Origin of the sequence: Paraburkholderia fungorum (assembly GCF_046027215.1) — a bacterium.
GTDB classification, from domain to species: Bacteria; Pseudomonadota; Gammaproteobacteria; order Burkholderiales; family Burkholderiaceae; genus Paraburkholderia; species Paraburkholderia fungorum_D.
Map to the genome: position 1 here is coordinate 2,222,198 of NZ_JAQQEN010000001.1, position 13,287 is coordinate 2,235,484.

13 protein-coding genes are annotated in these 13,287 nt (G+C 61.0%); 8 read left to right on the top strand and 5 right to left on the bottom strand.

Annotated elements, in window-relative coordinates:
• On the top strand, nt 1-1,323 hold the full coding sequence (locus PQR27_RS09825) for an MFS transporter (protein ID WP_408523466.1): 1,323 nt from the start codon (nt 1-3) through the stop codon (nt 1,321-1,323).
• A 4-nt stretch (nt 1,324-1,327) separates the two neighbouring features.
• Here PQR27_RS09825 and PQR27_RS09830 read toward each other — a convergent pair whose 3' ends face one another.
• Nucleotides 1,328-2,194 (bottom strand): helix-turn-helix domain-containing protein, encoded by an 867-nt coding sequence (locus PQR27_RS09830; RefSeq protein ID WP_408523467.1) that lies wholly within the window; start codon nt 2,192-2,194, stop codon nt 1,328-1,330.
• Nucleotides 2,195-2,638: 444 nt separating this feature from the next.
• Here PQR27_RS09830 and PQR27_RS09835 point away from each other — a divergent pair, with 444 nt between their 5' ends.
• From PQR27_RS09835 to PQR27_RS09845, 3 genes are read left to right on the top strand one after another with little or no spacing between them, the layout of a single operon-like run.
• Nucleotides 2,639-4,006, top strand: coding sequence for an amidase (locus tag PQR27_RS09835; RefSeq protein WP_408523468.1), 1,368 nt, complete (start codon nt 2,639-2,641; stop codon nt 4,004-4,006).
• Between the two features lie 13 nt (nt 4,007-4,019).
• Nucleotides 4,020-5,162 carry a trans-sulfuration enzyme family protein gene (locus PQR27_RS09840; RefSeq protein ID WP_408523469.1) on the top strand — a complete coding sequence of 381 codons (1,143 nt, stop codon included), beginning with the start codon at nt 4,020-4,022 and terminating at the stop codon, nt 5,160-5,162.
• 10 nt (nt 5,163-5,172) lie between these two features.
• Nucleotides 5,173-5,661, top strand: a complete 489-nt coding sequence (locus tag PQR27_RS09845; protein WP_408523470.1) for a RidA family protein — start codon at nt 5,173-5,175, stop codon at nt 5,659-5,661.
• On the opposite strand, the gene PQR27_RS09850 is transcribed toward PQR27_RS09845, so the two are convergent.
• Nucleotides 5,618-6,166, bottom strand: coding sequence for a DUF3159 domain-containing protein (locus tag PQR27_RS09850; protein WP_408523471.1), 549 nt, complete (start codon nt 6,164-6,166; stop codon nt 5,618-5,620). The genes PQR27_RS09845 and PQR27_RS09850 overlap by 44 nt on opposite strands.
• A 21-nt stretch (nt 6,167-6,187) precedes the next feature.
• Nucleotides 6,188-7,660 (bottom strand): carotenoid oxygenase family protein, encoded by a 1,473-nt coding sequence (locus PQR27_RS09855; RefSeq protein WP_408523472.1) that lies wholly within the window; start codon nt 7,658-7,660, stop codon nt 6,188-6,190.
• A gap of 41 nt (nt 7,661-7,701) precedes the next feature.
• Here PQR27_RS09855 and PQR27_RS09860 point away from each other — a divergent pair, with 41 nt between their 5' ends.
• The 4 genes from PQR27_RS09860 to PQR27_RS09875 all read left to right on the top strand — a co-directional run bounded on the left by PQR27_RS09860 (nt 7,702) and on the right by PQR27_RS09875 (nt 10,562).
• Complete coding sequence (locus PQR27_RS09860; RefSeq protein ID WP_408523473.1) at nt 7,702-8,424, top strand: TetR/AcrR family transcriptional regulator; 723 nt, start codon at nt 7,702-7,704, stop codon at nt 8,422-8,424.
• A 102-nt stretch (nt 8,425-8,526) separates the two neighbouring features.
• Nucleotides 8,527-9,081 carry a sulfite exporter TauE/SafE family protein gene (locus PQR27_RS09865; protein WP_408523474.1) on the top strand — a complete coding sequence of 185 codons (555 nt, stop codon included), beginning with the start codon at nt 8,527-8,529 and terminating at the stop codon, nt 9,079-9,081.
• 211 nt (nt 9,082-9,292) lie between these two features.
• The gene (locus PQR27_RS09870) at nt 9,293-10,093 is read left to right on the top strand and encodes an acetoacetate decarboxylase family protein (RefSeq protein ID WP_408523475.1); all 801 of its coding nucleotides are present in this window, start codon (nt 9,293-9,295) and stop codon (nt 10,091-10,093) included.
• Between the two features lie 94 nt (nt 10,094-10,187).
• The gene (locus tag PQR27_RS09875; RefSeq protein WP_408523476.1) at nt 10,188-10,562 is read left to right on the top strand and encodes a tautomerase family protein; all 375 of its coding nucleotides are present in this window, start codon (nt 10,188-10,190) and stop codon (nt 10,560-10,562) included.
• Between the two features lie 27 nt (nt 10,563-10,589).
• Here the strand turns inward: PQR27_RS09875 and PQR27_RS09880 are convergent, their stop codons facing one another.
• Nucleotides 10,590-11,534, bottom strand: a complete 945-nt coding sequence (locus PQR27_RS09880) for an AEC family transporter (protein WP_408523477.1) — start codon at nt 11,532-11,534, stop codon at nt 10,590-10,592.
• A gap of 27 nt (nt 11,535-11,561) precedes the next feature.
• The gene (locus tag PQR27_RS09885; RefSeq protein ID WP_408523478.1) at nt 11,562-13,280 is read right to left on the bottom strand and encodes an NAD-dependent malic enzyme; all 1,719 of its coding nucleotides are present in this window, start codon (nt 13,278-13,280) and stop codon (nt 11,562-11,564) included.
• Nucleotides 13,281-13,287: the final 7 nt, after the last annotated feature.

Sequence of the window (13,287 nt, forward strand, 5' to 3'; positions counted from 1 at the left end):
ATGAAGACGTATGACCACGCGCTGTCCTCGGCAAGGGCGCTGCACGGGGTCATCCCGCGTAGCCATCTGTTTGTGCTGCTCATATGTTTTCTGGTGATCGTGCTCGACGGCTTCAACACCACGTCGATTTCTTTTGTGGTTCCCCGGCTCGCGCTCGAGTGGCGGCAGGCGCCGGCGTTGTTCACGCCTGTTTTCGTATCGACGAATGTCGGCGCGGCAGTGGGTTTCGTGATTGTCGGGCCGCTCGCCCGCCGCTTTGGGCATCGCGCGATCGGCGTGGCGAGCGTTGTGCTGTTCGGCGGCGGCACGCTGCTGACAGCGTTCGCGCCGGACATCGTAAGCCTTTCGCTCATGCGCCTCGTTGCGGCGATCGGACTCGGAGCGGCACTGCCCATTGCAATCACGGCATCGGCGAACCTGATTGGGGCCAGGCACAAGGTCGCCGCCTCGCTGCTCGTCACAACCGGCATGTCAGTGGGCGCAGTGATCGGCGGGACTATCGGTGGCCCGCTCATGCGCCACTTCGGCTGGCAAGCCATTTTCGTCGTGGGCGGGGCACTCCCGTTCATGCTGGTTTCGCTATTTTTCCGTGTTCTGCCGGGCGCTTCGGCCATCCATCTGGAAAACGAGGAGAAACGGCAGGCGCAGTCACTGAAGGCGCTGTTCCAAAATGGGATTGCCAGATACACATGCCTGCTCTGGCTATTCTCGTTCCTGATCTTCATGGACGTGTATGCGCTGCTGTTCTGGGTTCCCACACTGCTACCGTCGTTCGGCTTTTCAGCGGACCGCGCACCGGTCGGGATGGCGGCTTTCAGCGTCGGCGGTCTGAGTGGCAATATCCTGATGACCGTGGCCGTCACCGCGATGACGCTCGCCGGCAAGGTTCGCGTGAAATCGGCGCTGACGGTGGGCGCCGTGCTGGTGATTGCCTGCACGGCCGGTCTCAGTCAGATCGCCGTGTCGCAAGGCCTCGTACTGCTGTTCATTGGGGTGATCGGCGGCGGTCTCGTCAACGGCATCATGGGTCAGACGGCGCTGGCGGTCACGTTCTATCCACCCGAAATGCGGGCGACAGGGGTTGGCTGGGGGCTTGCGATCGGGCGTATCGGATCGTTCATCGGACCCGCTATCGGCGGCGCTTTGCTGTCGTTGGGTTGGCCGGCTCGCGAGATCCTGCTCACCGCCATTGTGCCCGCCGCCGCGGCGATCGTTACGCTATTCGGGCTGTGGCTGGAGGGGCGCCGCACGCCTCGATATGTTACGACCGACGCGGTTGCAGGCTATGCCGCGTCGAATCGCGGTGGCGACACGTTGATCTGAATGATTAGCCGGCGTGCTTGTTAAGCACGACCGAATGTCTACGGAACTCACTGGGCGGAACGCCCATATGCTGCGAGAAGAAGCGTGTGAAGTGGCTATGCTCTTCAAAGCCGAGTTGCGCCGCAATGTCAGACAGCGGTTTGTCGCTCGTGCCCAGCAACTGGATTGCGTGCGACATGCGAACCCAGTCAATGTAGTGTTGCGGAGACACGCCCATGCAGCGCCTGAACTGCTCGAAGAAGCGCGAACGGGAGAGTCCAACCTGAGCCGCAACATGAGCCACCGTTGGATTGGCGAGCGAAGTGTGTTTAATGAAACTGAGTGCTTTGTGAATCCGGAAGTCCACAGGTCGGCCCGACGGTGTGATGGCTGCTGTCAGCGCCGGGTCCGCGAAGTCACGCCCGAGCGCGGTGACCAGGTCTTCGAGAATGCTCATGCAGCCGTCGTCCTGAGCCACCAGGTGATTGGTGATCGCAGCGGCAATGCGTTCGACGTGGTGATGGACGTCGGGTGTTACCACGACCAGCGGCTCCGGAAAGATGTTCGCCGTGCCGTTTTCGCCAAGCTGCAACCTTGTGCGCAGCCATGGCGCCTCGATGACCAGCGAGAGTATCAGCGACGGCTGGTCGTCGCTGCCGCCTTTCGCGTGTTCGACCCATGGGTTCAGGCAGATCGCACGTTCGGAACTCAGCGTGCAGTCCTGCGCGCCGATCCGGAACGCGCAATCGCTTCCGCCGAGTTTGAAGAGAAACTGGTATTGAGAATGCGCGTGAGCCACAAGCGGACGGCTAATGAAATTCACCGTTGCCCGGCCGAAACTTCCCTGCAGGATCCAGACGGGCTTGTCGCCGTCAGTTAGTACTGTTGTCATGCCACACTTCTCCTCGAAGAACATCGGCATCCATGCGTAGCCGATGTTCTTCGACTCAACAAAAAAGACGCTTTGGTAAGCAATGCGATTCGATGCCAGGGGCACCGATATATTGCTCTCGTAAGCTCTACTTAACCAAATGCTGGGAGGCGCGTCAATGAGTAGAAACGTGCTGGCATGGGGCCGAATGCGGCCCTGTACTCGCGGGCGCCATGACTCCAGCGCGGTTATCGCCTCCACAGCGCCGGGGAGCGTGCTGTGCGCCATACGTACAGGGCGCCAGCTATCAAGCGCATATCTGAATATGGCGAGTCGAGCCACAATCTGACGTAAATATCTTGTGTGGCAAAGCGCCAGACCTGTCCGGTTTTACGGATTGTGAGGTTCGGAGGAGCGGGATCGATGTCTCGCGTCGGACAGGGCAGAATTCAGACCAGGAGACTTATGAAAATATCCAGATCCACGCTCGTCGATGAGCACAATACAGACCATGACGAACTGTTGATATCCGGGGATGGCGCACCTGCGCCCCTGGCTACAGCGATGCTTGAGGAAGCGATCGCCAATGCCTCGACGTACGCTGAACTGAATTCTATGGCGTACCTGGATCTGGAGGGCGCGTACAGGGAGGCAGAGGCATGTGACAGGGAAGCTCGTCAAGGAAGTCGGCGAGGTCCACTACATGGCATTCCAGTCACGATCAAAGACCTCTATGCGGTCTCCGGTATGCCGACGAAAGCGGGCACCAAAGCGACGATCGGCCTGCAGTGCGGACCGGAAGCCACGGCCGTAAAACGTCTTCGTGCAGCCGGCGCAGTGCTGCTGGGCAAAACCAACATGCACGAGGTAGCGCTCGGCCTCACCGGGGAAAACGAGTGGACCGGTGACGTACTCAATCCTCATGACCCGACCCGTATGGCGGGAGGATCTTCCAGCGGTTCGGCGGTGGCGGTTGCCACCGGGATAGGAGTGGCTTCGCTTGCCACGGATACGGCGGGTTCGATCCGGCTGCCAGCAAGTTTCTGCGGTGTGGTTGGCTTCAAGCCATCCTTCGGATGGGTGCCGCTGGATGGCGCGCTTGCGCTGTCCCCGAGTTGCGACCATGGCGGTCCGATTGCCCGGAACGTCCACAACGCGCGTCGTTTGTACGAAGTCCTGGCTGACAGTAAATTCGCGCGTGATGGCCTGCGCTCACTGACCGACGTTCGAATTGGCATTCCCGTCGATTTCCTGGACGGCCGGTTGTGTCGTGACGTGAGACTGGCCTTTGAGTCGCTGCAGAGGCGACTTGAGGAGCGTGGGGCAGAGGTCCGCCGTGTGAGCTTGCGCATGCCGGAAAATATCGCGGGTATGCAGGCCAACGCTTGTTGGCCCGAGGCTTACCGTATTCATGAAGAAGCTTTAGCTCGCGAACCTCAGAATTTTTCCGCAAAGGTGCGAACGGCGCTCGAATATGGACGAGACGTGCGTGCCCATCAATTCCTCGCTGCGCGCGAGGAGCGGCGTGCGAGCGCGAGCGCTATTCACCGGGGCTTCATGTCAGGGCTCGACGTTCTGCTCGTGCCGGCCTCGCCGGTTGCCGCTCCGAAACGCGGCACGACCACTGTCGAGATCGAAGCTGGCACGGTCCTGCTGCGCGACGCGCTGTTGCCATTGCTGGCCCCATTCAGTCTGGCTGGTGTACCGGTCGTGAGTCTTCCGTTCGCGATCGTTGATGGGTTGCCTGTCAACGTTCAGGTGATTGCAGCCAGGTCGAATGACGCGCGCTGCCTCGATATAGCCAGTCTTATCGAAAACATCGCTACCTTTTAAACCAGGAGAGAAGATGCGATTTGAAACGTTAGCGGTGCACGGCGGACACGTCCCGGACGCCGCATCGGGTGCGGTCGCAAAGCCGATCACACTTTCTGTCACGTATCAACGCGAACCCGACGGGCGCTATCCCAGTGGCAATTACTATTCGAGCAAGGGCAATCCGAACCGGGACACCCTCGAAGCGTGCTTCGCGAGTCTGGAAGGAGGCACGCAAGCCGTGGCGTTCGCATCGGGTTGTGCGGCAATCACGGCGGTGTTGCGCCTGTTGAAACCCGGTGACCATGTTCTTGTCCCTGACGATGCGTTCCAGGGAAGCATCCGGATTCTGCGCGACCTGATGCCCAGGTGGGGAATCTCGTACGGCACGGTTGACATGACCGATCTCCGATCTGTCGCAGAGGCGATCACGACCAACACCCGATTGATCTGGGTGGAGACACTGTCCAATCCTTTGCTGAAAGTGACCGATATCAACGCGGTTGCCAATCTCGCGCGCGACGCCGCTGCGCTCTGCGTAGTCGATAACACGTTCGTCACGCCGGTATTACAGCAGCCGCTTTCGCAGGGCGTGGATCTTGTGTTGCACGCGTCCACGAAATACATCGGCGGACATGGAGATGTTCTGGGAGGCATTGTCATAGGAAATGCCCGGAGCGAAGGGTTGATCGAACAGTTGCGGCAGATCCAGTCGCTAGAGGGCGCGGTCCCGGCACCGTTCGATTGCTGGCTGATTCACAGGGGGTTGAAAACCCTGAGTTGCCGTGTCCAGACTCACGCGAGTAACGCGATGCAGATCGCGAAATTCTTCAGCGAACACGAGCTCGTCGAAAAGGTTTACTACCCCGGGCTTCCTGGTCACCCCGGGCATGATCTTGCGACAAGCCAGCTATCCGGGGGCTATGGCGGAATCGTATCAATCCGGCCTAAGGGCGGCCGCATCGCCGCACTGAAGATTGCCGGTGCGGTGAAGGTCTTTACGAACGCAACGAGCTTTGGCGAAACCGAAAGTCTGATTCAACACCAGGCCACCTCGCTGACCCACGGAACGGACACAGGGATTTTCGACGACCTGTTACGGCTATCGATCGGCCTTGAGCATCCGGCGGATCTTATCGCCGATCTTGTCACGGCCTTGCATTCTGCTCATTCTTAAGGAGGTAGCGATGGACAGCATCGACGCGCGTTTGCGCGAACACGGGCTTACACTCCCGGATCTGGCGCCCACCCACGAATTCGTTGCGGTTAAGCTGCTGGGCGATATCGCTTTTGTTTCCGGACATGCGCCTTTCGATAAAGGCATGTTCCGGTTTGTGGGCAGTGTGGGTGATGATCACGATCTCGAACAGGCGCGTCTCGCCGCGAGAGAAGCGCTACTCGGCTGTCTTTCTTCACTCAGGCATCATCTTGGTTCGCTGGACCGCGTGACCGACATAGTGAAAATGAATGGCTACGTCAAATGCGGCCCATATTTTCCGCTTCTGCCACGCGTGACCGACGGGGCATCGACATTGCTGCGTGACCTATGGGGTGAACGCGGCCGCCATGCCAGAACGACAGTTGGGGTTGCCGAACTGCCGGCCGGTGTGGCGGTGGAAATCGAGCTCGTTGTCAAAGTCGCTTTGCCACCCGCTGCTCCGGATACCACGACGTAAACTTCACCGCCGCGATCAGTGCCGCGACCGTCGCGATGACGCCCGTGGAATGCGGCAGGGCCGGCACATAAGCCATCACGATATCGGCCAGCACGAGCACACCGAAGGCGACGGCCCACGCTGCGCTGATCACATAGTTGATATGCACGAAGTCCGGGCTGTCCCAATGCTCGCGGCTGACGGTCTCGCGAGCGTACTGCAGCGTGAACGGCTGGCGCAAAGCGATCGACGCCAGCACGATCAGCATCAGCCCCGCATCGACGCGCAGTCGCACCGCGGCGATTGACCATTGCACATCGTTCGTGAGCGCATAGACCGTCAGCACGCCGAACAGCAGGAAAGTGCCGGTCTCGAGCAGCTTGATGCGGCGCCCGGGCGTCAGCAGATCGCGCACCTGAAGCGCGGCCGCGACGATCGCGCCGGCTGCCAGTCCCGCCGGTACACCAGCCAGGCGTTCGATCACAACGAACGCAAAAAAAGGGGCAAACGCCAGAAGAAGATTCATCTTGAGCTCCAGTGTGTCCAGTCATCCACGCGCGAGCGCGAGTTCACGCGCCGCGATCCAGTTACCATGAAAACCGTTCGGCACGCGGTGAGGAATCTCGACCGTTGCGAGCGGCCCTGCCGAAACATGCAGCGCATCGAAAACCAGTAGATCGCTGCGCATCTGCGCACCGCGAAATACCACCGCGAGAATCCAGCCGTCACCTTCTTCCGACCCGGCCGCTCGCTGCACGAATACCGGCTCCGATGTCGCGTCGTGATCGCCGAGCGCGTAGACGTCCTTTTCTGTGCGGCGATCGTGGTCGATATGCACGATCCGCGTGAAGAGACCGTCGCCTTCTTCAGCGTGGCCGGCAAGCCAGGCATGACGGTACGGCGCGCCGGCAAAGCGCTCGTCGATGCGGGGAAACTCGCCCGTCGCATCGCCGATCACCTCGCTTGTCACGATGCGCTCCGGCCGGCGCAGATCGAACGTCCAGCGGCATAGACGCGCATGACCGACGTTCCCGATTGTGCGGCCATCCGCACACGGGAAATTCGGCGGCGCATCGAACTGCATTACGTCCATGTGAATGCAATCGTCATGCTCCCATGCGTTCATCACGTGAAAGACGAAGCACACAGGACCTTGCCACCATTCGATCTCGCCGCTTTCGTCGCGACGCATCAGGCCGACGAACGTGCCGAACTCCGGTTCCCACGCGTAGGCGGGACCGCCCGCCTGCGCGCGCGCTTCGCTCGCGGTCAGCGGTGTCACCGGAAACAGCAGATGACGCGATGTGAACGCGAAGTCGTGGATCATGCTTGCGTAAGGCGCATCGAAGCGGCACATGCGCGTCATCTGGCCGTTCGCGTCGATGCTGCCGGCGGTGATTTCCGTGCCGAGTCCATGCGGTCCGCCGTAGCTGAAAAACAGCAGCTCCCCGGTACGCGGATCGAGCTTTGGATGCGCGGTGAACGCGCCCTGCGAGACACCACCGAAATCGACCTGACCGCGCGTATCCAGCGTCGCCGCATCGAGCTCGACTGGAGGATGAGCTTCTTCCAGCGCGAGCAGCCGCCCGCCGTGCATCAGCACATTCGTGTTGGCGACACCGTCGTCGAACGCGAGGCCTGCCGGCGCTTTAGCGCCCAGCCCGCGGACCGGCGCGGCGGCGCCTGCCTGCTCCGCGCGCCATCGTTGCGTGCGCACCCAGCGGTTGCGGTACGTCACGTCGCCATTCGCGAATTCGAAGCGATGCACCATCCCGTGCCCGGCAAACCAGTGCTGCGCAGCATCGGGATGGAGAGGATTGGGGCCATTGCGCACCAGCGCGCCTTCCAGCCCAGCGGGTATCGCGCCTCGCACGGGCAACGGCCCGTAGTCCGCCTCGAAATCGAGCGGGGGATGATTCGAGTGGTATGAAAGTGGCCGGGCAAGCAGGTCCATGGCGTCGTCGTCCTGATATGTTTCCAATGGAAAGATTTTGACTTCGTTGACCAATTCGGTCAACATATCTTTTCATTGTAAAAATCTATCGGAGCAGAGTAACCGTTATGACCGAAGTGTCAGCACGCCGCAGGAGCGCGGCAGCATCAAAGGCGCATGATCACGCGAATGCTCCGGCACGGGACAAGCCGTACCACCACGGCGCGTTACCCGAGGCGCTGCTGCAGGCCGCGGAGTCGGTATTGCGGCGAGACGGACTACGCGGTCTGACGTTGAGGGCGATTGCGCGCGAGGCCGGCGTGTCGCACACGGCGCCGCAGCACCACTTCGGCGACATGGCCGGCGTGCTGAGCGAACTGGCCGCGACCGGCCATCGGCGGCTTGCCGCAACGATGGCCCGGCATGCAGCTGGCAGCGAACCGGGCAGGGCGCAGCGCAAGGCGGTCGCGCGTGGCTACGTGAGCTTCGCGGTCGACCACTCCGATCTGTTCCGGCTGATGTCGCGCAACGAGCTGCTCGATCAGACACGGCCGTCGCTGCTCGAGGCGCGGCAGGTTGCGATGCGCGCGCTGGCCGGCGTGTTCGACGACAATCCGGCGCAAACGCAAGAAGACGCGGCGGCGCCAGCGCGGCCGGACGCGGCGCTGGCAGTCGCGATGACTGCCGCGTGGGCATACGTTCATGGGCTTGCGCTGTTGCTGATCGACGGACGCCTCGGTGGGCTGGCCAAGTTGGCCGAAGGAGTCAGCGACGCCGAACAACTTGTCGACACCGCGATCGAGCGCATGCAGATCGTTCCTGACGATGACACCCCAGTTCGCAAGACTTAAAAAACAGCCGGCTCGTGGCGCCTACGTGCGCTCACATCAGCGTCGCGAGGTCGTAGGCGGCGAATTCAATGATTGATTTGCGAGTGCAAACAGCCGCCTGAGATGGTGTGCTCACTGCGACGAGAAATCCGCTGGCGAGAACTTGCTCCGTTCCTGATTGGCGGCGCATTCGGCCTGCCGGTTGGCATCACCATATTGTTGAAGCTGGATCGCCATGTTTACACCCATGTGCCTGGCGTGTTTCTTGTCGCTTATGGCTGTTACATGCTTGTCCGTAAGCCGTTGGTTACCCGTCGTAAGCACGTGGCCTTCGATATCCTCGCCGGACTTCTTGGGGGAATCACCGGCGGTGCCGCCGGGTTTCCCGGCGCATTTGTCACCATCTGGTGCGGCTTCAAGGGATGGAGCAAGGAGCGCCAGCGCGCCATGTTCCGGCCGTTCATTCTGATCATGCAGGTAGCCGCCCTCGCAACGATCAGTCTGTTGCGACATTCCGCCGGCAAGGTTGGGTTCGAGCCGGCAGACTTGCTCTGCATACCTGCAGCGCTACTTGGAACTGCTGTTGGCATGACGCTTTACAGGCGGCTGTCAGACAGTCATTTCGCTCGCGCGGTGAACCTGCTAATGATCGCCTCGGGGATCAGTTATTTCGCGTAGTCGAACAGACACATTCAACCCCCGATCGGGGGATAGGACGTAACAACACGTTCGACAATAATTGATCATGGCGACGCACTGAAGGCGCAGGGCATCCGGCCAACATGTGCCCTTGAGAGGTCGGCGTCAGATGATGCGTGTGGCGGTTCCCCCAAACGCCAGGGCCCCATGAACAGCGACTTCTGGTCGCCTCAATCGAGGACGAAACGAAATGTCGAAAGCATTTTCAGTTCCCGTTACGCCGCAAGGAAAGTCCGCACTGGCGACGCTTCCGCCGTGGCACTATTCCAGCGACTGTCTCGCCATAGAGTACTGGGCCGACCAGAAGGCGATCGCGGCGCTCCTCCCGCCAGGCCTCACGGTGGATGAGAAATCAGGAGGGCGCGCCTTCTTCTGGTTTCTGGACTGGCAGTTCACGGGTTCCAATGACGAATTGACCGACCCCGCCCGATATCAATATCGCGAGGCCTTCGTTCTGGTGGAGGCGATCTTCGAGGGTATGCCGGTCAACTACTGCCCATACATCTTCGTCGACAACGATGCCGCCATCGCCCGCGGATGGGCGCAGGGATTTCCGAAGAAACTCGCCAGTGTCTATCAGACCCGCAGTTTTTCCGCACCCAGTCTGGCCGCTGCGCCGCTTGCCAAAGGAAGCCGTTTCGGTGCGAGCGTGTCCGCGCACGGCGAGCGGCTGGCAACCGCCCGGATCCAGCTCGAGGAATCTGTCGTCGACCCGACGACGGTTTTCAATCGGCCTACTACGATGCGCCGTTACTTTCCTCAACTCGCGGCAGGCCTTCAGGAGAAGCCGCCGGTCGATGAACTCACCATGTCGCTCACGGACAATCTCGCGATCGTGGATGTCTGGACCGGATCGGCGGAACTGAAGATTCCCGAGGTCGACGGTGAGGATATGCACCTGATTGCGCCAGTGCGCGTCGGCCGCGGTTATCGGCTTGGCATGGCGTACTCCGTGACGGATCTGCGCATTCTGAAGAACTACGTTGGATGATCGCCTGGCCGCCCCTTGACCTGGCAAGGGGCCAGCTTATGTGGGCTACCGTCAACGCGAATGCCCTCGAAACGTCCGTACAGGAGTCGCTTCAATGCCGCTCTACACCTTGGTCACTCAGGATGGCGTACTTGGCAGCGAGGCTAAGTTCAGGCTCGCGATGGAACTGACGACCCTGCATTCCGAATATGCGGGCGTGCCGAAAAATTGGGTACATGTCGTGTTTCAGGACTATGCGCCGGGCAGCGGGTTCACCGCCGGAGAACCCGCGGCAACCGCCGCGCTCACACTTTTGATGCGGGCCGGGCGGCCACCTGAATATAAGCGGGAATTGATACAGCGTCTTTGGAAACTGTTTCAGACCGCGACGGGAGCGCCCGATGACCAGATTGTCATCGGCATTCAGGACGTGCCAGCCAGTCAGGCGATGGAGATGGGACAGGTCATGCCAGACGTCGCGAACGAATAGGGTGAGACATCGGCAACGTCAGGATCATCAGAAGAAGTACGCGATCAGCAGTCCTTCGGTGATAACGCCGAGTATCGTACTGACCAGAATGGTCGCCGTGGCATCGCGCGTATACGTATTGCTCTTCAGCGCGAACATGGCGGCGGCGGTCGCAGTCGGCACGGCCCCCGTGATGACGGCCTGGTGCGCGGGTGCGCCCACTACGCCGAACAGTACAGCGCCGAGTGCCATCAAAGCCGGTTGCAGGAAATTCTTCAGACCCAGATTCACCAGGACGTTGGCGTTGATCAGAAGGTGCTCGCCATACAGTATCAGTCCGAGCGCGAACAGCGATGTACCGCCGGCGGCCTTTGCGATCAGGTCGACGGAGGTCAGCACCGGTCCGGGCAGCGTGACGTGGCAGAAGCTCAGCACCATGCCGCCGATCGGCAGCCAGACAATGGGATGGATGACCGCCCGCGCAATACTTTGTCCAAACACCCGCAACACATCCGGCCGACCCTTTCCCGGCTCATTTTTCTCACCCGGTCCGGTCAGGACGATGGTCAGCGGCAGCATAAAGATGCTGGTGATGAGGTTACCCACGAGGACGGCCAGAAATCCCTCCGGCCCGAACACAGCCGCAAGGATCGGGGCGCCGAAATAAGCCATGTCGGGGAAAGCGCACACGAGTGCCTGCATGGTGGCGGTGCGCAGGTCATGCCTGAACACAAAGCGCCCGACGCCCAGCGCAATCACATAGGTGCCCATCAGACCGAGTGTCAGGCACAGCGCAAATCCTACGTTGTGCAGCTTGTCCGGCGAGGTCTTGACCGCGCCTTCAAACAGTGCAAAAGGGAGCGCAAACCGGACCACCAGGGTCGCGAGTACGTCGGCATCATCGTGTTTCAACAAGCCTATGCGCGCCGAGAGCCAGCCGAGCATGATGACGAATGCAACCGGCAACAGCCCATTGAGAATGGTGTCGAGCAAGGAAGTACTCCACTTTTTTTAACCGGCTTATATCGCGCTACTTTTGATTCGCTGATAGGGCACATAATGCGGTGTCCAGACTTTGCCGCGAATCAGACCTTCTATCTGTTCGGTGCTCACACCGGCGGTCAAACCGTCCCTGTGCGCCTGGAGTGCCACAGCGAGGGCGACCGACACGGCGACTTCACGCAGGGCTGTCACGGGCGGCAGCAGATTCTTGCCGGCGTTGCCACGCGCCGGCGACGCCGAGGCTAGCGCTTGAGCGGCTGCCATGAACATCGCGTCGGTCACGCGCGTGGCTTTGACCGCAAGGGCGCCGAGCCCGACGCCAGGGAAAATATAGGAGTTGTTGGTCTGGTCGACTTTGAACCTGGCGCCATTGCGTTCAAGTGGCGGAAACGGACTACCTGTGCCGATGACGGCGCGGCCTTCGCTCCATGTTTCCAGATCCGCAGGCGTCGCCTCGGCGCGCGAGGTGGGATTGGACAGCGGGAAAATCACGGGACGTGGGTTGTACTGCGTCATGGCACGAACCACCGGCTCGGAGAACGCGCCTGCCTGTCCGGAAACGCCGATCAGAATCGTAGGCTTTGCATTGCGCACGACATCCAGCAGCGCGACCCTGTCCGGATGATCGAGCGTCCAGTTGCCGATGAGCGACTTCTCCTGCAGGAAGGGTTGCTGGAACGTCGCGATACCCTCCATTCCTTCAAGCAGCAGCCCGTCGCGATCGACCATAAAAAAGCGTCTGGCGGCTTCGCTGTCCGGCAGTCCGGCGTCGGTCATCGCCTTGCGGATGAGACTCGCAATGCCGCAGCCGGCCGAGCCCGCGCCCATCACGGCAACGCGCTGTTCGGTGAGCGGCACGCCGGTGACGTTGATGGCCGACAACAGCGTGCCGGTCGCAACCGCGGCGGTGCCCTGCACGTCGTCATTGAATGTACATAGCTGGTCGCGATAGCGTTCGAGCATGCGCGTGGCGTTGTTCTTGGCGAAATCTTCCCACTGCAGCAAAACGTGCGGCCAGCGCTTCACGACGGCTTTAACGAACGCCTCGATAAAGTCATCGTATTCCTCGCCACGCACACGCTCGTGACGCCAACCGATGTATAGCGGATCGCTCAGGCAATCCGGGTTGTCGGTTCCGACATCGAGCATGACCGGCAGGGTCGTTGCAGGGTGGAGTCCGCCGCAGCCCGTGTAGAGCGCTAGCTTGCCGATCGGAATGCCCATGCCGCCCGCGCCCTGGTCTCCGAGGCCAAGAATCCGTTCGCCATCCGTCACCACGATGGCCTCGACCTTGTCGAAACGGGGATGCGCGAGGATCGACTGGAGCCGCTTCTTGTGCGGCAAGCTCAGGAACAGGCCGCGCGGCTTGCGGAACAGGCGGCTGAACTGCTGGCAGCCGGCCCCGACCGTGGGCGTGTAGACAATGGGCAGCAACTCTTCGACGTTCTGTACGAGCAGGGCGAAAAATAGCGTCTCATTGGTATCCTGCAGATCCCGCAGAAAGGCGTAACGCTCGAGATCGGTCGTGAAGCTGCGCAAAGCCTGCAGGCGCCGCGACACCTGCTCTTCAAGGGTACCGATGCTGGGAGGCAGGAGTCCATGCAGATCGAAGCTGTCGCGCTCGGTTTCCGTGAACGCGGTTCCCTTGTTCAGCAACGGATCGGCCAGCAATTCATAACCGGAACGCGAAGTGTCGAGGAACGCTTTAAGGGCCTCGGTGGTCTGTGCCTTGGGCATGCGGATT